Origin of the sequence: Bacillus cereus ATCC 14579, from assembly GCF_000007825.1 — a bacterium.
Lineage (GTDB): Bacteria > Bacillota > Bacilli > Bacillales > Bacillaceae_G > Bacillus_A > Bacillus_A cereus.
On sequence record NC_004722.1, the window covers coordinates 3,540,219 to 3,561,924 of the forward strand.

Sequence of the window (21,706 nt, forward strand, 5' to 3'; positions counted from 1 at the left end):
ACAAATATTTGGGCGGAAAGGTTCACTTCATGAAGTTTATTCGCCTTTTAACCCTTTCCCCATACCTTTTAAGAAATGAAGCCCAAACCCGATAGCACGGTTAATATCTGGGTCTTTCAATACTTTCATAAGATCGAATACCCCTACTTTTTTATTACTTTCTAGATGTTCATTACCTTCTTCTAGCCCGACTAATAAACTACCTATAAGCTTTTTCGTAAGTTCTGGGTCAAGTTCAGTTAACGCACCTGCAGCGCCCATCATATTATTAATTAAATTTGTAACAGGCTCACGAGTTACTTGACCTAGAACAATTTTCGCAATTGGTTCTTTCGCTTTTAGCATTGAATTTGCAGCTTCTAGCATTCCAATGTCATTTAATTCCCCTACTATATTAAACATCTGATTTAGAGCTTCTTCATTATTAGTTAGAAGCTCTTTTAAATCATCTAACTTTTGCTGTTTTATTTCTTCCTCAGTTAATTCTTGTTTTTGAATCATTTTTATAGGTGCAGCCATAGTTTTCTCCTCCTACTTATCCGTTAAATGCACATACCCTGGACGTGCCCACTTACGATGTACCTCAATTCCAGCTTGAGGGTGACGTTTTTTATTGCGTGGGTTCGCTTTTGGCATCGGATTTTCGCCATCAACTTCTAATACTTCCATACGTACTTTTGTTTGTTTATACGCAGGTGTATTCGTACGTACATCCACAGCAGGACCTGTTAAGAAATTAATTGCCGTTTCGTTATCTGTAGAGTTCATCGGTAAATATAACTCATTCGCTTTTACACGATCTGTAACGAGTGCACGTAATTTTAATGCTCCAAAAGGAGAGACAAGACGAACTAACGAACCTGTTTTTACGCCACGTTCTTTTGCAAGATCTGGAGAGATTTCTACGAAAACACCAGGTACTTTCGTTTGAATACCTGTTGATTTATTTGTCATATTCCCTTCATGGAAATGCTCAAGCATACGACCGTTGTTAATGTGAAGGTCAAACTCAGCTGGAAATTCAGCTGGACGTACCCAGTCAGCAATCGCAAAACGAGCCTTTTTATCTGGGAAGTTAAATCCGTCTTGGAACAGAAGTGGTGTATTCGTTCCATCAAAACTTCCCCAATGGAAACTGTTCCATCCTTCAAGCACTTCATAGTTCGCTTGCGAGAACAATGGTGATAAACTTGCCATCTCAGCAAAAATTTCACTTGGGTGGCTATAATTCCAGTTTGCACCTAGTTTATTCGCAACTTCCTGGACGATCCACCAGTCTGGTTTCGCATCTCCTAGCGTAGGAAGAACTTGATATAATCTTTGGACACGGCGCTCTGTATTTGTGAAAGTACCTTCTTTCTCAAGAGATGGCGCTGCTGGTAATACAACATCTGCATATTGAGCAGTTTTAGAAAGGAAAACATCTTGCACAACGAAGAAATCAAGGCTCGATAACACTTCATGTACATGATTTGCATTAGAATCTACAAGAGCCATATCTTCTCCGACAAGATACATTGCTTTCATTTTTCCTTCGTCAATTGCGTGAAGCATTTCGATATTATTAAGACCTGGTTCACTATCAATTTTCACTCCGTAAGCAGTTTCAAATTTCGCACGTTCCATTTCGTTAGTAACGTGCTGATATCCTGGAAGCCATCCTGGTAAAGTACCCATATCACAAGCACCTTGTACGTTATTGTGGCCTCGAAGTGGGTATGCGCCTGCTCCTGGACGACGGTAGTTCCCTGTTGCAAGAAGTAAGTTTGAAATTGCAGCGGAAGTATCAGAACCACCTGTATTTTGCGTTACCCCCATACCCCAAAGGATACATGTACCATCTGCATCACGAATCATTTCAGCCATTTGAATAAGCGTTTCTTTTGAAATGCCTGTTACTTCTTCTGCATATTCAAGTGTATATTCCTCTAGGCTTTCTTTGAAATCTTCAAAGAAGTTTACATTCTCATTAATGAATTCCTGATCATGCCAACCTTGATCAATCATATATTTCGTAACAGCCATTAACCAAACTTGATCTGTTCCTTGTTTTGGACTAATAAAGACATCTGATCGCTCTGCCATTTCGGTTTTACGAAGATCAGCTACAATTAACTTTTGTCCGTGTAATTTATGTGCACGTTTAATACGTGTAGCTAGAACAGGATGACCTTCTGTCGGATTACATCCTACAATAATAACAAGACCAGATTGCGCAATATCTTTAATCGTTCCGGCATCACCGCCCATACCAATTGTACGGAACAAACCATCCGTTGCTGGTGATTGGCAATAACGTGAGCAGTTATCAATATTATTCGTTCCAAATACTTGTCGAGCTAATTTTTGAATTACATAATTGTCTTCATTTGTAATTTTAGAGGAAGAAATAAATCCGATAGAACCTTTACCGTACTCTTCTTTAATAGCGCCTAATTTATTTGCAACTACATTCAGTGCTTCTTCCCATGTAGATTCAACAAACGTTCCATTTTTACGAATTAAAGGTTTTGTTATTCGTTCTTTAGAATTTACGAAATCCCAACCAAATTTCCTTTTTACACAAGTGGAAATTGCGTTAACTGGTGCATCTGAAGATGGCTGTACTTTAAGAATTTTACGCCCCTTCGTCCACACTTCAAACGAACAACCTACACCACAAAATGTACATACTGTTTTCGTTTTCTTCGTACGAGTATCACGCATGGCCGCTTCCACTTCTGATACCGCAAAAATACCGCTATATCCAGGCTCAACTTCTTTAATTAAATCTACCATCGGTTCAAGAATATCTGGTTTTAATCCCGTCATAAATCCAGCTTCACCGAGCATCGTTTTCTCCATTAAAGCGTTACAAGGACAAATCGTTACACATTGACCACAGCTAACGCATGAAGAATCATTAATATTTACTCCTTCATCCCAAATAACTCGTGGGCGTTCCGCTTCCCAGTCTATCGATAACGTTTCATTTACTTGTAAGTTTTGACACACCTCAACGCATTGACCGCATGCAATACATTGATTAGGATCATAGCGATAAAACGGATGCGTCATATCAACTTCACTTACATCTACTTTCGGTTCATACGGATATTTTTGATGTTCAATTTCCATTAATTCTGCTGTATTATGCAGTTTACAGTTCCCATTGTTGTTGTCACATACTGTACAGTATAATAAATGATTTTCTAGTAACCGATCCATCGCCTCTGTTTGTGCTTCTTTTGCGCGAACAGAAGCACGTTCAATGTTCATACCTTCCGTTGCTATCGTCGAACAAGAACGCATTAACTTTCCGTCAACTTCTACAATACAAGTGTCACATGTTTGAATAGGATCTACTTCTGGCACGTAACAAATTTGCGGATGTTCAATCCCGTTCTCATTAATAACACCCAATATCGTTGAACCGGGCTCCGCTGTATACTTTTTTCCGTCAATTGTAATATGAACCATGTTGTTATTCATGGTCTTTCCCCCTTTTTGAGAATAAAAAAACTCCACCACGAAAATATACGCACCACATTTCGGCACGTTATTATCATGGTGGAGTAGTTTATTAGCACATCTTGCTAAAATACCAATCCATTTATTCATAAATAAAACGATAGAGTCATAACAGGTCATATCACGATTCCATCTTTAACACTATAATTATAGCGTTACAGTTAAAAATATACAATATAAAATTTAAACTACGCATATGTCAGCTTGTAACTATCCATAATAACCCATATAAAGTGAAACTTTAATCAGTGGGGGGTTTTCTTCATCCCCCACTGATTATCAGCCCTCACCAATCGGGATAAAACATAACAAGGAGTAAGCGAACAAATGGGGTCTTTTAATAAATGGATTCGTGGTGAAAAATCTCTTTCTACCCAAGAGCAAGCTGATTACGCATTAAATAAATCTATCTCTTCTTCCCTTTCCCTTAATTTAAAGCACTTGTCCAAACTGTTTAGCGGTATTCCAGAATTAATAACACGCACTTTTCCATTAAAAAACGGACAGGAAGCTGCACTCATATATATGGAAGGACTTGTAGACAAAACTGTTATTAACGTAAACATTCTTCGTCCTCTCTTATTTAAAGAGTGGAATGAAGACGATTTTTGGAAAGCCTCTGTTTCTATCGGAAATATTAAAAAAGTTCAACAGTGGGCAGACATTGAACAATCTCTTTTACACGGCAAAAGTATTTTATTTATAAACGGACAACTATCCGCTTTAGAGCTCGATACGCAAGCGGCACCAAAAAGGAGTATTGAAGAACCTACAACAGAGAGCTCCATAAAAAGCTCACACGAAGGATTTAATGAAGTAGCGAGCGACAGCCTTGCACTTATTCGTCGATATATTCCAAATCGCGAACTGAAAGTGAAGGAATTCACTGTTGGTGAACGAGCTACTTCAAAGGTTTTTTTGCTTTATCTAGCAGATGTTGCGAACGAAAATGTCGTAAAAGAAATGGCATCCCGTATCGAGTCAGTAAAAGTTGATGCGATTCTTACTACTGGTGAATTAGAGGGGTTTGTTGAAGATAATTCATTTACTCTCTTTCCGCAATTATCAATAACTGAACGCCCCGACACAACAGCACATCATATTCTTGATGGGCGAATTGCCGTTGTTGTAGATCGCTCACCAGGCGTATTAATAGGACCTATGACCTTTTCATCCTTTTTTCAGACGATAGATGATTACAGCTTCAGACCTATGATTCCATCTTTTATACGACTCCTTCGTTTCACTGGGCTATTTATTGCAATATTTGCTCCTGCTCTTTATATTGCTATGATTTCCTTCCATTATGAAGTGATTCCGCTCAAATTGTTGTTAACGATTGGAGAATCTCGAGCCAAAATTCCTTTTCCTCCCATATTAGAAGCTTTATTAATGGAATTAGTTCTCGAAATGCTCCGAGAAGCAGCGATTCGGCTTCCTGGACCTGTTGGGCAAACAATCGGCGTCGTAGGAGGAATTGTAATTGGACAAGCTGCCGTTCAAGCTGGGATTGTTAGTAACGTTATGGTTATCGTCGTATCAATTACTGCGGTTGCCTCCTTCATTATTCCTAACTTAGAAATGTCAGCAGGAATTCGGCTTCTTCGATTCCCAATGATGATAGCCGCCTCTTTATTTGGCGTCATTGGAATTATGGTTGGGATGGCGATCATTATTATTCATATACTTTCTATGGAATCTCTCGGTGTTCCTTATGGTAGTCCTTTTTCTCCGTTATTTGCTTCGGATTTAAAAGATACCCTTGTACGTTTCCCATGGAAAATTATGAAGAAACGGCCACTATCTCTACAATTAAAACAAGATAACCGGCAAAGAGATGTTGAGGAAAAGGAGGATAATAAGTGACAAAACGTGCAAAGAGGGAGATTAGTTTATTTCAATACATTTTAACGATTAGTGGTGTTCAAGTAGGATTCGGTGTCCTTACACTTCCGCGTGAAGTTGCACAAGGGGCAAATACAGATGGCTGGATGTCTATTATTATTGGATGTGCTCTCACTACTTTAGTCAGTTTATGTATTGTGAAAATTATGGAAAAGCATCCTGAATATACTTTACTCGATGTGCTAACTCGTTATCTTGGGAAGTGGCTAGGAAGAGTAGGAATGATTTTTTGGATTTTATATGCTGTCCTTGCAGCTATTTCCTTAATTTTTTCCCTCTTATACGTTATTCACATTTGGATTTTACCTAGAACTCCAATGTTTTTAATTATGATTTTACTATCTATTCCAATGTTAATGCTAGCATGTAAAGGCGTTCTTATTATAAGTCGCTATGCTGTTTTCACTGTATTTTTCACACTATGGATGCCTTTTCTATTGTTTATTCCGCTTAAAGATGGGCATTGGATTTATCTTCTTCCTCTTCTTAAAGAAGGCTGGATACCAGTTTTAAACACAGTAAAATCAACTATCATTGCGTTTCTCGGATTTGAGTTTGCATTTGTCCTTTATCCTTATCTCAGTAATAAATCATCTGCAAAAAAAGGAATTGTTCTTGCGAATTTGATTACGCTATTTATTTATCTTCAAGTCACCTTTGTCTCTTTTGTTTATTTTAGTCCAGATGGTATAACAAAGTTTTTATGGCCGACTCTTTCTCTTGTTACACCGTTTCACTTCTCATTTCTTGAGCGATTTGAAATTATCTTTTTGTCATTTTATCTCTTTATTATTTTTGATTCCTGTATTCCTTATATTTTCACTGCTTCAGATGGAATTAATCAATTTCTTAACAAAAAAGGCAGTTCATTACCTATTTATGTTTTATTATTCGGGTGTATTTTCATCTTATTCTTTTATATCCCTTCTTCTTATCAGATAAGTGCGTTGCGGGAATTTTGGGGAACTGCTAGTTATTTTATCGTTTTTCTATTCCCAGTCGTATTTCTCTTATACATGACACTTTATCAGCATTGGAAAAGGAGAAGAGTTTAAATGAGGCGCTTTATTCATTTCACTATACTTTACTTTCTCATAACCTTTTTAACAGGCTGTGGAGATCGACTCGACTTAGAAAAACAATCGATTTCATTAATTTACGGCTTTGACGCAAAAGCAAAAGGAAAATTAATTGTGTACCACGTGAATCCTATTTTTAATGAAGACGTAGAAAAAAAGTACGAAACACATGAAGCGAAAGTACGTACACCTCGAGAAGCAAAAGCAACGTTTAATAGTTCAAGTGGCGGTTTAGTATCTACAGAAAAGTTACAGCTCATTTTATTTAGCACAAATTTTTTAAAACAAGAAGGAGCTATGCCTTACCTTGATGTTTGGTATCGTGATCCTAAAAACACTGGAAACATGCGCATGGTTGCAGTAGACGGTCCAATTTCTTCAGTTATATATAATAACTTTAAAGATAAGCCTGCCCTTCCCGAGTATTTAACAGATTTAATTAATACGAACAAACTGTACAATCGGACCGTTTTTACGACATTCCATGAATTTCACAGGCAAACGTTTAATAAAGGTATAACACCTGCTATTTCAGAAATAAAAAAAGGTAAAAAGGATGTTATCGTTACTGGTTCCGCGCTATTAACTTCTCGCGGAATTTATAAAATGTCATTAAATCGTTATGAAAGCGCCCTTCTTCTTTTGTTACAAAAGAAAGCGAATACACCGGTTTCGCTTACATTGAAAATCCCTTCTACTTCAGTTGAAAGTAATAGTGATTTAAAAGATACCGATGGCGGCGATTTCGTAACAATAAATGTTCTTAGCATGAATCGTGATATCCATACAGATTATAGCGATAACCACTTCAAATTTCATGTTAAAATGGATTTGAAAATTGCTGTCTCTGAACTTACATTCAATATGGATATAGACAAAGATAGAAAGAAATTAACTTCTCTTATTACAAAACAACTAAACAAAGATTTGAACGATTTAATCCACAACATTCAAAAACAGCAACTTGATCCATTCGGATTTGGTGATTATGCGAGAGCGTTTCAATATAAAGAATGGAAACAAGTCGAAGATGATTGGCCGAGTGCCTTTTCAAAAGCTAATGTGAAAGTGGCACCAACTATTAAAATTTTAGAAAATGGGATTATTAAATAGAAAAAACACGCTACTTGTTCTTATATGAATAAGTAGCGTGTTTTCATTTCCATTACAAGTATTATTTCAATGGACTATACTTTATTTCTATTTCTAACATTACTATGTTTTTTAGCATATACAAAATATATGAAAACACCTACTATAATCCATGCAACAAAACTAATTAAAGTAAGCTTAGAAAGGTTCAAAGCTAAATATATACAACTTACTATCGAAACGATAGGTAAAAAAGGTACTAGAGGAGCACGGAATGGCCTCTTCATATTAGGATGTGTCTTTCTTAATACAATGACAGCTATAGATACAAACACAAACGCTGTTATCGTTCCCATATTCACTAAATTAGCTAATAAATTCAAATCCACTAATCCCGCTAATAAAGCTGCTAGTATACCTGTAACCCATGTATTAAAAAATGGAGTTTGTAAACGTTTATGAACACTTGAAAGTCTTTTTGGTAACAATCCATCTCGACTCATCGAGTAAGATACACGAACAAATGCAAACATAGCTACTAACAGAACTGTTGTTAGCCCTGCTATCGCTCCGACCGATAACAACCCAGCAATTCTATCTTCTCCTACAGTGCGCAACGCATATGCAACCGGATCAGCAACATTTAATTCCGTAAACGGAACCATTCCAGTTAACACGAATGAAACACCTACATATAGAACCGTACAAATGAACAAGGAAACAAGTAGCCCAATTGGCACGTTACGTTGTGGACGCTTCACTTCTTCTGCGGCTGTTGCAACTGCATCAAATCCTAAAAAAGCAAAAAATACAGTAGCAGCGCCTCCTACCACACCGTGAAAACCAAACGGTAGAAATGGTTGCCAATTCTCTGGTCTTACATATTGTGTCCCTACAACAATAAACCCTACAATAACAGCCAGTTTAATAATAACCATTATATTATTTATTCGTGCACTTTCTTTTGCACCACGGCTTAATAAAAATGTAACAACTAAAATAATAAGAACTGCTGGTAAATCAATGATTCCACCCTTCCCCATTCCTGGTGCCGAAGCAAAAATCGTAGGAATGTGAATATTAAAACCTAGTAGCAATGACTGAAAATATGCTGACCAGCCTGCTGCAACCGCAGAAGTCACTAATAAATACTCCAGCATAACACACCATCCAACTATAAATGCAAAAATCTCACCTAGTGTCATATATGTATATGAATATACACTTCCTGAAACTGGAACTGTAGATGCAAATTCAGCATAACAGAAAGCTACACATGCACATATAATTGCCGCTAATACAAAAGATAATACAATCGCCGGACCAGCATGTTTCGCTGCTACAATACCAGTTAATACGAAAATACCTGTACCAATAATTGCTCCAATCCCTAAAAGAGTTAGATCAATCGCTCCTAAAGTTTGATTCAATACTTTTTTCTTTTCTTAATCCATCGCCTTCTCTATATGAACACACTCTTTCTTTGAAACCTCTTTTTCAAGTTTATCTCTTACTTGTTACATTCTTTATTACTGTTCTATTTTAAAAATAAAAATATACATAGTTCACTTCCCCTATAGACTTAGTAACCCACCTCAAAAAAACAGAAAAATCAATCTCTTTATGCCGTATTGAATTTTCAAAATATTAATTGTACCAAAAAACCATTAAGAATGCTGATTGAATTTATCATACAATTAATTATATTGTCAATAATAAATCAATCAAAAACAATCGGTTGATTATGTATCAAATGTTATTTTTATACATAATTATTTTCTCAAAAACATTGTTGTTTTCCACCTTAATATTCATACACATTTTATTACATTGATTTTCATACAATTTTCATTACATACAATGCAATAATAATTCATTTGAGGTTATTTTACCATTTTAATACTAACAAAAAAGTGCAGATTTTCATCTGCACTTTTTTTATTCTTCCGCTTCAGCTTCTGCACTACTATTTCCAAGATGCTCCTTCTGAGCTTCCTCTTGCAGCTCCGCTGAAATCATCCCATAATAAAGTTCCGGATATAACCCAAATATTTGATATACACTTCCTAAAAACGGCATCAGAATCCCTCTTTTCTAAAGTTGTATTGCCACTTTTAAGGATTCCCTTTTCATTCATTATACATTCGTTTTTGACGTTTCTTCTTCATCTTGAACACCTAATAAATTTTGCCATTTTTTATACGGAGCGCTATTTGGATCTACATATCCTTTCGCATGCGAGCGATCCCACAATTGTTTAATAAACATTTCTTTCTCTTTCTTTGCCACCATATCGGCACCTGTACCGTAATAGTTCTGGAAATACAACTCGATTTCATCAAGGAATAGTCTTAATAATTCATCTGATGTTTCTTCTAACGTCGGATCATACTTCGCTTCACGATCATACATTAAAATCATATCTAAAAGATTGTGGACATGTTCTTTTCTAAGCCATCTTACATCTTGGGCTCCTAATACGAACGGATGTGTATATAAATGTCCACCTTGTATCATCGCCTTTTCTTCCTCTTCTTCAAATCGTGACAAGATGTTTTCATAAATAAACGGATTATGAAGCAACGCTCTGTGTAATTTATAACTTTCGCTTGAAATATTTTTCCCCATTGACTGAATTAAAAAGCTACGTCCTACACCGTTATATTGATACACAAACTGTCCATCAACAGCAACTAAACTAATCCAGCGATACATATATGCGTATAGTAATGCACGATTACATTTATCATAATCTAATTTTGTTTGAGTCGCATTTAAATCTGGCATAAAGGCTGGTAAGTGCCAATACTTATCTAAATGCGGCGTTAAACTAGATTTTTTACTATTTAATTTGTTTACACGGCGATAATACGATTGGAAATAGTCACCTTTATCATTCATAAATCCATTTGAAATATGTCCTGATGATAATTTAGGAAAGTCTTGCAGCGATAAGCCGTAATGCGCTCGATAACAGATCACTTCAAATGGCGAAAAGGCTTCATGTACTGTATCTTTTTCTTTAAACATTTCTTGAATTAATTCCTCTTGCAACTCTTTCTTTAAAGAAGGATGTATACCCCAATATTGTAATTCCCTATGATGAGCAACTTTCGGAACGAATGGACTAGCTAAATGGAACAGGTCTTCAATTTTTTCACGAACGTATTCATCGCGATCACGTTTCTTATAATCTGCTTCTTTTCGCAACGCTTCAATAATATTCAGTTCTAATTTATCACGATAGCGTACTTGCAGTTCGTCATAACAATAGCTCAGTATATGTTCTCGGTAGAAATCCTCTACCTTTTTCGACTGAATCTCTTCTGTTTTCGCATCACGACAATATTCCCCGTACAAACTCATGTAAATTTCCGCTGATATATCTTTCGGTAGTACACCTAAATTTAAATGTTGCTGCATATCTTGCCATATCTTTTCTTGCAGCTGTTCCTCAGCTAATACATATACATTCGTCGGGTTTGTTTTCCCTTCAAATTCCTTACTGCGCTTTTGGATTTCAAACAGTAAATTTTCACGTGTTTCATGTAAATTATCAAAAAACCTTTCCCAATATTGAATCATTTTATTAACTGCTTGATATAGCGATTGATATACAAGTTCTAATAGCATTTCTTTTCGATATTCATTTAATTTGTGTACATATTGCGTTACGATGTCTTCAAATTCTCTTTTGAATAAACGTTGCTGATTATTAATCATTTTTCCGAACCAGCCTTGTTGTTGAGCAATTTCTACTCGGCGTACAGCCGTTACCGTTCCATCAATATTACCCACATTAAATTTTTTATCGTAATTTTGAATTACATTACGCTTTTGTTCATTATTTTCATGTAGTCGATTCATTTTTTCTACTAACTGCTTTCGGATTTCATATAACATAAAACGCGCTGCTACTGGGTGAACGGGATCTGTTTTCTTTAAAAACCATGTATTTAATTGATAGGACTGCCCTTCAGAACCACTTGGTGAAAAGCGGTCTGATTCAATCATGTCATATAAAAGTGTCGTTACATGTTCATGTACCCGGCTCGGAATCGCATACGCATATAAACGCACCGCATGATCCACTCTTGCCACTTCACCCTTCATCTGTTCCATCATTTTCAGTTTCGTAGCTGAAATTTTACACTCATGTTGCAGACGATTTAATTCCTCATCTTTTTGCACCGTTCGTTGTACATAACTTTCTACAGCTTCTAAAAACAGTTTTGATTTCGCAACTCCGAGCTTACCACCCTCTGCTCCTTCACGTGTTTCATTGTACATTTGTCTATAGAAAATATGAGCTTGCTCTGGACGGGTAGCAAGATGCTCCAAGTCCTCTAAATAACTTTTACCTCTCTCCGGCTTTTCACGTTGCATCCCACGTTTTACATCTTGATCGTATCTTTGCTTCTTCTCTTGAAACAGTTGATCTAAATGAAGCCACGATTCATCTAAACCTTGCACGGCCCATTTTAAAGCACAATATTTTAACACATGCTCATATGGATAAATAATCTTTGCCGTTCCGGCCCCGCAATATCGTCCTTTTCCGCTTGATTCTGCTAATTGCTGAATTTGATTGTCTTCCTGTGCAAAATGACTTGTGGACATCGGGCTAAATAACTGTAAATAAATTGTATTTGCCATCTGTTCCATATAGTCTGATAAATTGTGTAAATGGTGTCCATGTAGGTTTTCGTAATCGTATAAGAAACAATAATTGTACGGTAAATGATGTTGTTTAATTGTATGATTCGTTCTTCCGTCTTCATCTACTTGATCAGGGCGATACTCTAATTCAATTGTTACACCGCCGCGTTTTGATAATTCTCCAGTAGACCCGAGCGTAATAGCATGTAATTCTTTTAACGATGCATAGCCATTTGCTTGCACCGTTTCAAATTCTTTCGCGCTAACCGTTCTCGTCTTTACTAAAACATCCGGCATTAAAAACGCACCGCGTATTAAAATGTTATGATGCTGCAATTTCTTCCGAAGCATTTCACGTAAATATAAAGCAATTTGCAGAAACATCCCTGAACCTGTTCCGCCTGCTAGTGATGTTACTATAATGACACGCACACCATATTCCGTTTGATCACTTGTAACCGGAAAGATTTTCTCGATTTCTTGCCAAAAAGACGTCAATTTATCTTCTTTCATCGCAGCACGTAACGCTAAACGTGAAATGACGCGTAACTGTCCTGCTCCTTCTGTTAATGGTTTATCAAGTATAGTCGGATCCATCGGAAACCACTCTGGGATCGTTGGATCTCCCGCAATATACTCCCTAAGCGTTTTACTAGAACTTGTTTGTGTCTTAAACTTTCGAATATGATCGAATTTACTTAATGTATTCACATCTGTATCAAATACGTGCATTGCTACCTTTTTCCGGCGCTCTTCAAGCAGTTTTTCATATATTTGATGCGTCACAGTACTACCGATTCCACCTAAACCAATTAATATTGTTGGAACTTGTAATGTCATGTGAACCACCTTCCTATTCTTGCTTGTTGGAAAAAAGGGAAAGAGGATTAATACTCCATCCCCTTCTTATCCCTACCTACTATTCACACTCGTATTTGTAAATCTCCTTACCATATCCTCTATCAATTACTAAAAGTTCATTTGGATATAGTGTCTTATGTTCCATTCCAACCTCATCCTCTGTTATAAACATCCCATCAATAATCATTCCTACTACTTGTGACTCTTTCGCTACAAATATCGATTTCGATCCTTTCTTTGCTATAAACGTAACGGATTGCACAGTCTTTCTTTCTGCTCTATACGGAATACCAAAATAATGTTTCCACCATTTATTTTTGAGTAACTCTGGCTCAGATTGATATAACCAATCTTTCGCTACCTCTTGATCCCATTCGTAATACAATAATGCTTTCCGGTGAAATCTTGGACGGACAATCCATCCTAAAACGATTATTCCTACTATTAACAGTAATAAAGTGATAGGAATAACAAACTTAAAAATAAGCGCATACTTTTCATAAAACGGCGCATTTTGAATATGGAGTGTTATATCTTTCTTTACTTTTGGTAATTTTGAATCCTGCACTACGATGGTAGCTTCTACGGTGCCGGTATCTGTAAAATTGAATGTGTCGGAGTAATGCGGTCGAGGATAAATGTAAATTTGATTACCATGCTGTTTTATTTCATAGTTGATTGATTGTTTAGATGTGACACCAGTAGATTTTAATAGTTTTTTTACAGCCTCTTCTGTCATCGGCTTATCATCTAACTGTGGTTGTATAATAAATGGTTTACTATTCTCTAAATTTGTTACTTTTTCTTCATAATCTTTCGTGACAGTTTGAAGTGATAATTTAGGCTTTTTCGTTGTTTCGATTTTAAATTCTTTCGTCTGTCTGTAAAACCCCTTTATGTTCATATGAACTTTCCCGCGTACTAATCCTTTAGTAAGCTTCGTTTCGTAATAAAATACATGTCTTTTATCGTCCCACTTCATCGCATATTGCTTCCCGTCTATTTCTACTTCTGCCTGAAAGTAAGAAGACTGAACTGGCAACTCAGTAGGTTTTGCTTCAATAACAGCTGTCACATCTTCATACATCTCCTCAACATTTTTTCTATCCTTATCCTCTTTGTCATAAGTAGAAACAGTATAATTAAGTGCCGGTTCGACTAGTACTTGTAATCCTTCTTTCTCAATATCTCGGTCCACTTCTATCGTATACGTTCCTGGTTTAATAACTTCTTCATTTTCCGTACTGATATGAACTATATTTCCGAACAATTTCGCTTCACCTGGTGCATGTATGGAAAAAGAAGATTGTAATTGTAATGGTTTAGAAATTTGTGTGACCTGATAATCGGGCAAAGAAGGCGATTGTCGTACAAGTGTCATACGTTTTAACGGAAATGGTGTTGTAATCTCTACTTTCTTCCCTACTACTTTCGTTTTTACAATCGATTCAACGGAAGAGAACGGATCACGATTTGCAACTAATGCTGCCACTTGATTGACGCTTTTTACAATGCCATCTTCTCCGCTTGACGGCATCGTAACACCATTTATCTCTTTCTTCCATATTTCCTTGAACGTATTTAGTTGTTCTTTTTCTTGTTGTCCTAAATCTTCTTCCATCGTAATTAAGACTGGATGTAACGATATCTTTTTTGTATCCATTTCTTTCTTAAACTGGGCTAATTTCTGCAAAATTTGTTCTTTTCCGCCAACCTTATCTTTCTCTAAATCATTAAATGCCCCGTCAGTTAATACAATAAGCCAAAATTCACGTTTTCCATCTATATCTGCTTCCTTTTTTATAGATTGCATCGCCGTTTCTACCGCGCTAAATGGAGTATTTAAATACGTTTTCCACGCTCCAATTCCCTCAATTTCTGTTTGCCTTTTATCCTTCGTTAACGAAATGTTTAATGGATCATTCGGCTTACTCATTGGAACGTAAGAAAATTTATCTTTTTCATCCAATAGCGCAACTAAACTTTGCAAAGCATAATTGGCATATTTCCAGCGATCGTTATTTCTCATGCTGCCCGAATCATCATATACAAGTGAAACGACCCTTTCCTTTGCCTCCTCTCCTTTTGCAAAAGTCCAAAAAGGATGTAACCATATAAATAGAAACAACATGAATGTGGCACAAATTCGAATTTTCATGATGAGGCTTCGCCACCTTTGTAGACAAATTCCTATGTTTAAATTTATGAGAGGAAACAAGATATATGACTTGTATTTTAGGACAACTAACCCACCATAACTTTATTATGTAAACAGATCATACACTTGGTAATATTCCTTCTAGCATTCTCTATCCAATTATATAAGTAAAAAAGCCTGTTTAAGCTCCACGCTTAAAACAGACTTTTCCTACTTTTTATTTTAAAAACACATGACAAAAAGTTTGATTTTTAACTTAACACATCACTTCTATTGTAAATCCACCAGGTGCTTCAACGTAAAACGTATACGCATGGGCATGCTTAGGAGGCTCGACCAAAAATCCATCTTCCTTCAATCTTTGATTTATCTTATCTACTTGTTCTTCACTTTCTTGTGGAAATCCTACATGAAATGTTTTTGGATACTGAACTTCTTTTCCTTTCATTAACGTTAGTATAAATCCATCATTATCACGCATAACTGCAAAGGCATTCCCCCTTGTTCCACTACAAGTTAAGCCAAAATACTTTTCTAAAAACTCTCTTGCAGCTACTACATCTGCAACTGTTAAATTAAGATGTTTAATTCCCAATTCATCACCTTCTTTCTTAATTTTCTAACATTTTATCATACAATTAAAAAACACGCCTTTCACAGCGTGTTTCCTTGCTTTACATACACTTCAACAATCGGATTCTCTTTATGATCCGCATGCAAGCGTATATTCTCTTCACTTGTATTATAAATACTAGCTAATAACATTATCGTTAACACATTAGGTGTCTTCGCATCACTTCCGTATTTTCTCTCAAGCGCTTCCTTATATTCAAAATCTAAATCCCCCTGCACATATGTATACACTTCAAAACCATCTTCTAAATTGCAAACTACTGTATCAATAATATCTGCCCCTACTTGCTTCTTCATTTCCTCTCGCAACGCTTCAATAAATTCTTCCCACGGTACTTCGTGTGTCTGAAACTGATCTGTAGATTTCATGCCTTTTCCTCCTTATATATCCTCTTCTTATATTTCCCCTTTCCTATAACAATTATGATAGATAGGGCATTCGTACAAGCCGCACTTGTCCCCCTTACATATCGTATTACTGTAATGCGGAAGGAGGAAAGAACATGCATAGACAAAAATGTTATGATACATGCCGACGTTACTTCGGAAAAGTTGTTCGGATTGAAGACCGTGATGGCCGTATACATTTAGGGAAAATAATCGATGTGACACAAAGCTCTGTATGGATTGAACCGGTGCAACAGCGCTCATCTTTTGATTCAGGATTCGGCTACTATGACGCTTATGCAAACGGTGGTTGTGACCTTTGTGGAGGCCTTAGCAGGTGTGATAGTTGTGGATTCGGATGCGGTGGTGGATTCAGCAGCTGCGGATGTGGTGGTCGTGGTTGTAGTAGTTGTGGTTGCGGCGGCTGGGGAGGCGGCGGTTGTGGCTGGGGTGTTGAACTCGGATTTGGTTTCATCTTCGGAATTACATTAGCTGCATTATTTTTCATTTAACATAGTAAAGAGTTGGCTACCTTTAGCCAACTCTTTTTCTTTATTTTTCACATATAAAAATACGATGCCCTAAAATGTGTTGGTACATAAGCCGTATATTTTCATGCTGTACCCACGCCTCATATAACTCATTCGGAATATGTGAGGATACATTCCATTCTGGCTCTTCTACATAGCCAGAGATCGTTTCTGCAATCGTGCCACCGCCAGCAATTGTAATTCTTTTAAAATTTGCTTTCTGAAATAATTGTACCCACTCATTCTCCGTTAATAATTCTTTCATACCATATAATTGGGCGATTTTTTCTTCCTCACCCTTATCAATGTGCCTATCAATAATCATTTCAATGACAACAAGCTTACCGTCCTGCTGTAATACACGATAACACTCCGAGATAACCCTTTCTTTGTCTGTAAAAGCGATGATTGATTCTCCAAGTACGAACTCAAATGAGTTATTCAAACACGGTAAATGCTCCACATTTCCTTCAATTAATTGTATAGCTAACCCTTCAAACAACCATCTATCTTTTGCCTTTTGAATCATAATTTCATTCTTTTCAACCGTTGTTACTTTATAACCAAATTCCCTTGTCATATATGCCGCTGTTTTCCCCGTACCGCAACCTATCTCAAGGACATTCGCTCCATATTTAAAAGGCAGTTGTGCTAACAATTGTTTTGTTAACGTAAAGCCACCAGGATGAGCGCTTCCTATTCCGTAATAAGCTAGGAAATCGATGTATGTGTTTCGCTTCATGGGATTCTCCCTTTTTTATTTTATATATTCGAGCAAGGAAGAAAAGTGCATAGAAAAAAGGGCGTATTGTACGCCCCTCATCTTACTTATCCTCTGTAATATATGCCCATTTATAGCTGTAGTCTCCACCAACTGGATGGTGAACAATACCTTTTACTTTAGGTCTTTGAACGATAGCATCACCACGTTGATATAATGGTGCAATTACAGCATCATCAAGTAACATTTTCTCAGCTTTTAGTAAGCTATCCCAACGTTCTTTCGTTTTCGTTAATAGCTCGCCTTTACCTTTTTCTACAATTTCATCATATTTTGGATTTGAATATCCAGTTTGGTTATGAGGACCATTTGTAACGAACATATCAATGAATGTCATTGGATCTAAGTAATCAGGGCCCCAACCAGCGTAAGATAAATCATAATCTAAATCTGATTCTAATTTTAACTTTTGTTTAAACGGTTGATTTTTCAAGTTCACTGTTAACCCTGGTAAGTTTTTCTCAAGTTCTCCTTTTAAGAACTCCCCTACTTTTTTCGCATTATCGCTATCGTAGTTTAATAGCTCAATCGTTACTTGCTCTTTTCCAAGTTCTTTTTTCGCTTTTTCCCAATGCTCTTTTGCTTTTTTCACATCTGTTTTTAAAATATCTCCGTTATCTTTACGGAAGTCTTTTCCATCTGGACTCTTCGCAAATTCTTTTGGTACTAAGTAATCTGCCGGTGTAGATCCGTCATTTAAAATAACGTTCGTTAAGCCTTTTTTATCATATGCCTTTGCAATCGCTAAACGTAAATCTTTGTTTTTTAATACTGTATCTTGCCCACCACGTTTTTGGTTTAAACGTAAGAAGAACGTTGATGGTGTTTTTTGTGTATAGAAGTCTGGATTTGATTTATATTTGTCAACCATTTCAGATGTAAGTCCCGCACGATCGATTTGTCCACTTTCATATAAGTTTACACGTGTACCGCTATCTTTTACTACGTTAAAGTTGATTTCATCTAACTTAACTGTTTTATTATCCCAATATTGTGCATTTTTCTTTAATTTCCATCCTTCTTCATGTTTCCAGTCTGTTAATGTAAATGGTCCGTTGTATAACGTTGTATCTGCTTCTAAACCAAATTTTTCACCTTTTTCTTTTACGAATTTTTCATTTAACGGATAGAATGTTCCGAATGAAGTTAATTCTACAAAGTAAGGAACTGGATTTTCTAATTCTACCTCTAATGTGTAATCATCTACAGCTTTTACACCTAACGTATCAAGTGGTGCTTTCCCATCATTAATTGCTTTTGCGTTCTTTAAATCAAACATAATGTATGCATATTCCGCTGCTGTATTTTTATCTACCGCACGTTTCCAAGCAAACACGAAATCCTTCGCTGTTACAGGGTCTCCATTTGACCATTTTGCATTTTTATTTAATGTAAATGTATACTTTTTACCATCATCACTCTTTTTATATGATTCAGCAACCCCTGGAGCTGCCTTATTATCTTTATCAAGTCGATATAAACCTTCCATTACGTTGTTTAAAGCTAGAAACGATACTTGGTCTGTCGCTTTAGCAGAGTCCATAGATGGAATCTCTTGAGACTCTGTTAAATTAAGCACTTGCTTCGCCGCTAACTTTCCGCCTTCTTTTTCACCGCTTTTTGGTGTTGTGCTTGCCTTCTCTTTATCTCCTGATCCAGAGCAAGCTGTTAATGCCATACTCATTACTAAAACTGGTGCTACGACCGCTGTCAATTTTTTCATCTTTTTTCTCTTCATTTTTTTGTACCCTCCCCAATTATATGTACGATATTAACATTTAGAAATTCTCTACTAACTTTCGTTATCAGAAAATTCTTATTAATTAATATTCTACTGTTTTTTTAAATTTTGTAAAGTATTTTTGTAAATTTTCTAAATATTTATTTTTTTATTATAGTATCTTGTTGTTTTAACTACTATATGAATTATCCCCCGTCTACTATATGTAAACATCCCTTCTCTTATTCCACTCTATTACTACATTCTATATTTTTCTTATTAGCATGAGGTCTCTTACTATCATTCATCTTTCTTACCACTTACTGACCTCTCTAATTTCCTCAGATAGAACCTTCCTAATTACCTATCCGATTCTCAATAGGCTAAAGAGATTTATTCCCTTATACATACTAAAAAGCATCTCAAAAGCAGCTCAGCCACTTTTGAAATGCTTTCACTTTATTTTTTTCCGCCATCCTCAGTTACATACGCCCACTTAAAGCTATATTCTGGACTGATGTTATGTTTCACAATTCCTTTTACATTCGGTTTCATTACGTACGATCTTCCTGTTTGATATAAAGGAACTAACCCTGCATCTTCTTCAAGGAATAATTTTTCAGCTTTCCCTAACGTTTCCCAACGTTTTTTCGCATCACTCATTAATTCATTACCTGCTTTTCCTACCATTTCATCGTATTTTGGATTTGAATAACTCATTTGGTTGTACGGGCTCTTCGATTCAAACATATCAATAAATGTCATTGGATCCGCATAGTCTGGACTCCAACCTGCATAAGAAATTTCATAATCTTGCGCAGTTTCTAATTTTAATTTTTGTTTGAACGGCTGAATTTTCGTATTAATCGTTACACCTTTTAAATTTTTCTCAATTTGATCTTTTACATAGTCAGCAATCTTTTTCGCAGTTCCATCATCATAACTTAGTAATTCAATTGTCACTTGATCTTTTCCAAGTTCTTTTTTCGCCGCTTCCCAAGCTGCTGCTCCTTTTTTCGGATTATATTTCAGACCATTTTTAAATGTATCTTGATAATCTTTACCATCTGGCCCTGTCGCAAGTCCTTTTGGAACCAATTGATCTGTTGCTTTTGATCCATTATTTAAAATTACATTTGCCAATCCTTTTTTATCAACTGATAATGCAATTGCTTCACGTAGTTTTTTGCTCTTTAAAGGTGTATCTTGTCCGTTACGTTTTTGATTTAAACGTAAGAAGAATGTACTTGATTCCGCATACTCACCATATTCTTCTTTGTTCGATTTATATTTATCTACAAACTCTCCTGATAGTAATGTAAAATCAATTGATCCTGTATCATATAAGTTTACTTTCGTTGCAACCTCTTTTACTACACTATAGTTAATTTCTTCTAATTTCACAGTCTTTTTATCCCAGTACTTATCATTTTTCTTCAGCTGCCAACCTTGTTCATGTTTCCATGAAGACATAACGAATGGACCGTTATACACAGTTGTATCTGCTTCTAAACCGTACTTATCACCTTTTTCTTTTACGAATTTTTCATTTAATGGATAGTATGATGGGAATGCTAATAAATTTAAGAAATACGGTACCGGTTTTTCTAATTCTACTTCTAGCGTGTAATCATCTACCGCCTTCGCTCCTAATTCAGTTACAGGTTTTTCCCCTTTATTAATCGCTTCTGCATTTTTAATATAGTAAGCAATAAATGCATATTCTGCCGCAGTATTCTTATCAAGTAAGCGCTGCCATGCGAAGACGAAATCTTTCGCTGTTACAGGGTCTCCATTTGACCATTTTGCATCTTTTCGCAGTTTAAACGTATACTTTTTACCATCTTCACTTTTCGTACTAGACTCTGCCGCAGCAGGAATTGGCTTATTATCTTTATCAAGGCGATATAGGCCTTCCATCGTGTTCCCTAAAATTTGCGCACCTAATGTATCAGTAGATTTAGAAGTATCCATCGTCGGAATTTCTTGGTTTTCCGTACGATTTAATACTTGTTTCGCTGCATATTTAATATCAGATTTTTTTTCTTCCCCATTATTTGATGTAGTAGTCGTTTTCTTTTCCCCACCTGACCCAGAACATGCTGTCAATGCAACACTCATCGCTAAAACTGGTACCACAACTGCCGTTAACTTTTTCATCTTTTTTCTCTTCATTTTTGTACCCTCCCTAATTATATGTACATTACCAACCCTTGAGAGACCCCTTACTAAAGATTCATTTTTCTGAAAATTACAACTAATGTTATTCTACTCTTTTTTTCACATTTGTAAATAGTTTAACTTTAAATATTCTTACTTTCTTATTTTAGTAGGATTTATCCCCCATCTACTATATGTACATACTATACACCTTATTCTCCTCTATTTAAC

At 36.1% G+C, this 21,706-nt stretch carries 15 protein-coding genes; 4 read left to right on the forward strand and 11 right to left on the reverse strand.

From position 1 onward, the window contains the following. Positions 1-36: 36 nt before the first annotated feature. Positions 37-519: a DUF1641 domain-containing protein gene (locus tag BC_RS17810; protein WP_000729898.1), complete on the reverse strand. Its 483-nt coding sequence runs from the start codon at positions 517-519 to the stop codon at positions 37-39. 12 nt (positions 520-531) lie between these two features. Then, complete coding sequence (gene fdhF, locus BC_RS17815; RefSeq protein WP_001063639.1) at positions 532-3,471, reverse strand: formate dehydrogenase subunit alpha; 2,940 nt, start codon at positions 3,469-3,471, stop codon at positions 532-534. A gap of 366 nt (positions 3,472-3,837) precedes the next feature. Between fdhF and BC_RS17820 the strand changes: the two genes are divergently transcribed. The 3 genes from BC_RS17820 to gerSC are packed head-to-tail and all read left to right on the forward strand — an operon-like array spanning position 3,838 to position 7,607. Further along, a complete protein-coding gene (locus BC_RS17820) occupies positions 3,838-5,376 on the forward strand; it encodes a spore germination protein (protein ID WP_000534525.1) in 1,539 nt (512 codons plus the stop codon). Beyond that, complete coding sequence (locus tag BC_RS17825) at positions 5,373-6,470, forward strand: endospore germination permease (protein WP_000166516.1); 1,098 nt, start codon at positions 5,373-5,375, stop codon at positions 6,468-6,470. Before BC_RS17820 ends, BC_RS17825 begins: the two co-directional genes overlap by 4 nt. Next, positions 6,471-7,607 (forward strand): spore germination protein GerSC, encoded by a 1,137-nt coding sequence (gene gerSC / locus BC_RS17830; protein ID WP_001252213.1) that lies wholly within the window; start codon positions 6,471-6,473, stop codon positions 7,605-7,607. It begins immediately after the preceding gene. 74 nt (positions 7,608-7,681) lie between these two features. Here the strand turns inward: gerSC and BC_RS17835 are convergent, their stop codons facing one another. The 6 genes from BC_RS17835 to BC_RS17860 form a co-directional block, all read right to left on the reverse strand. Beyond that, positions 7,682-9,016 (reverse strand): amino acid permease, encoded by a 1,335-nt coding sequence (locus BC_RS17835; protein ID WP_001076971.1) that lies wholly within the window; start codon positions 9,014-9,016, stop codon positions 7,682-7,684. A gap of 508 nt (positions 9,017-9,524) precedes the next feature. Continuing rightward, positions 9,525-9,665 carry a hypothetical protein gene (locus tag BC_RS17840; RefSeq protein ID WP_001116195.1) on the reverse strand — a complete coding sequence of 47 codons (141 nt, stop codon included), beginning with the start codon at positions 9,663-9,665 and terminating at the stop codon, positions 9,525-9,527. A gap of 57 nt (positions 9,666-9,722) precedes the next feature. After that, entirely contained in the window at positions 9,723-13,085 is a 3,363-nt protein-coding gene (locus tag BC_RS17845; protein WP_000175100.1) for a tubulin-like doman-containing protein, read from the reverse strand. Between the two features lie 79 nt (positions 13,086-13,164). Next, positions 13,165-15,264, reverse strand: a complete 2,100-nt coding sequence (locus BC_RS17850; protein WP_000702089.1) for a vWA domain-containing protein — start codon at positions 15,262-15,264, stop codon at positions 13,165-13,167. 256 nt (positions 15,265-15,520) lie between these two features. Further along, the gene (locus BC_RS17855) at positions 15,521-15,859 is read right to left on the reverse strand and encodes a VOC family protein (protein ID WP_000511515.1); all 339 of its coding nucleotides are present in this window, start codon (positions 15,857-15,859) and stop codon (positions 15,521-15,523) included. 59 nt (positions 15,860-15,918) lie between these two features. Continuing rightward, entirely contained in the window at positions 15,919-16,266 is a 348-nt protein-coding gene (locus BC_RS17860) for a hypothetical protein (RefSeq protein WP_000842881.1), read from the reverse strand. A gap of 134 nt (positions 16,267-16,400) precedes the next feature. Between BC_RS17860 and BC_RS17865 the strand changes: the two genes are divergently transcribed. Continuing rightward, entirely contained in the window at positions 16,401-16,796 is a 396-nt protein-coding gene (locus BC_RS17865) for a hypothetical protein (protein ID WP_000555000.1), read from the forward strand. Positions 16,797-16,836: 40 nt separating this feature from the next. On the opposite strand, the gene BC_RS17870 is transcribed toward BC_RS17865, so the two are convergent. The 3 genes from BC_RS17870 to BC_RS17880 form a co-directional block, all read right to left on the reverse strand. Then, on the reverse strand, positions 16,837-17,556 hold the full coding sequence (locus BC_RS17870) for a class I SAM-dependent methyltransferase (protein ID WP_000828243.1): 720 nt from the start codon (positions 17,554-17,556) through the stop codon (positions 16,837-16,839). An 82-nt stretch (positions 17,557-17,638) separates the two neighbouring features. Further along, positions 17,639-19,333 (reverse strand): peptide ABC transporter substrate-binding protein, encoded by a 1,695-nt coding sequence (locus tag BC_RS17875; protein ID WP_000823440.1) that lies wholly within the window; start codon positions 19,331-19,333, stop codon positions 17,639-17,641. A 441-nt stretch (positions 19,334-19,774) separates the two neighbouring features. Further along, positions 19,775-21,490 (reverse strand): peptide ABC transporter substrate-binding protein, encoded by a 1,716-nt coding sequence (locus BC_RS17880; protein ID WP_000823465.1) that lies wholly within the window; start codon positions 21,488-21,490, stop codon positions 19,775-19,777. Positions 21,491-21,706: the final 216 nt, after the last annotated feature.

Excerpts from the sequence above, each read along its gene's own strand:
- BC_RS17810 (WP_000729898.1), bottom strand. The coding sequence starts at position 519 with ATGGCTGCACCTATAAAAATGATTCAAAAACAAGAATTAACTGAGGAA.
- fdhF (WP_001063639.1), bottom strand. The coding sequence starts at position 3,471 with ATGAATAACAACATGGTTCATATTACAATTGACGGAAAAAAGTATACA.
- BC_RS17820 (WP_000534525.1), top strand. The coding sequence starts at position 3,838 with ATGGGGTCTTTTAATAAATGGATTCGTGGTGAAAAATCTCTTTCTACC.
- gerSC (WP_001252213.1), top strand. The coding sequence starts at position 6,471 with ATGAGGCGCTTTATTCATTTCACTATACTTTACTTTCTCATAACCTTT.
- BC_RS17840 (WP_001116195.1), bottom strand. The coding sequence starts at position 9,665 with ATGCCGTTTTTAGGAAGTGTATATCAAATATTTGGGTTATATCCGGAA.
- BC_RS17845 (WP_000175100.1), bottom strand. The coding sequence starts at position 13,085 with ATGACATTACAAGTTCCAACAATATTAATTGGTTTAGGTGGAATCGGT.
- BC_RS17850 (WP_000702089.1), bottom strand. The coding sequence starts at position 15,264 with ATGAAAATTCGAATTTGTGCCACATTCATGTTGTTTCTATTTATATGG.
- BC_RS17860 (WP_000842881.1), bottom strand. The coding sequence starts at position 16,266 with ATGAAATCTACAGATCAGTTTCAGACACACGAAGTACCGTGGGAAGAA.
- BC_RS17865 (WP_000555000.1), top strand. The coding sequence starts at position 16,401 with ATGCATAGACAAAAATGTTATGATACATGCCGACGTTACTTCGGAAAA.
- BC_RS17870 (WP_000828243.1), bottom strand. The coding sequence starts at position 17,556 with ATGAAGCGAAACACATACATCGATTTCCTAGCTTATTACGGAATAGGA.
- BC_RS17875 (WP_000823440.1), bottom strand. The coding sequence starts at position 19,333 with ATGAAGAGAAAAAAGATGAAAAAATTGACAGCGGTCGTAGCACCAGTT.
- BC_RS17880 (WP_000823465.1), bottom strand. The coding sequence starts at position 21,490 with ATGAAGAGAAAAAAGATGAAAAAGTTAACGGCAGTTGTGGTACCAGTT.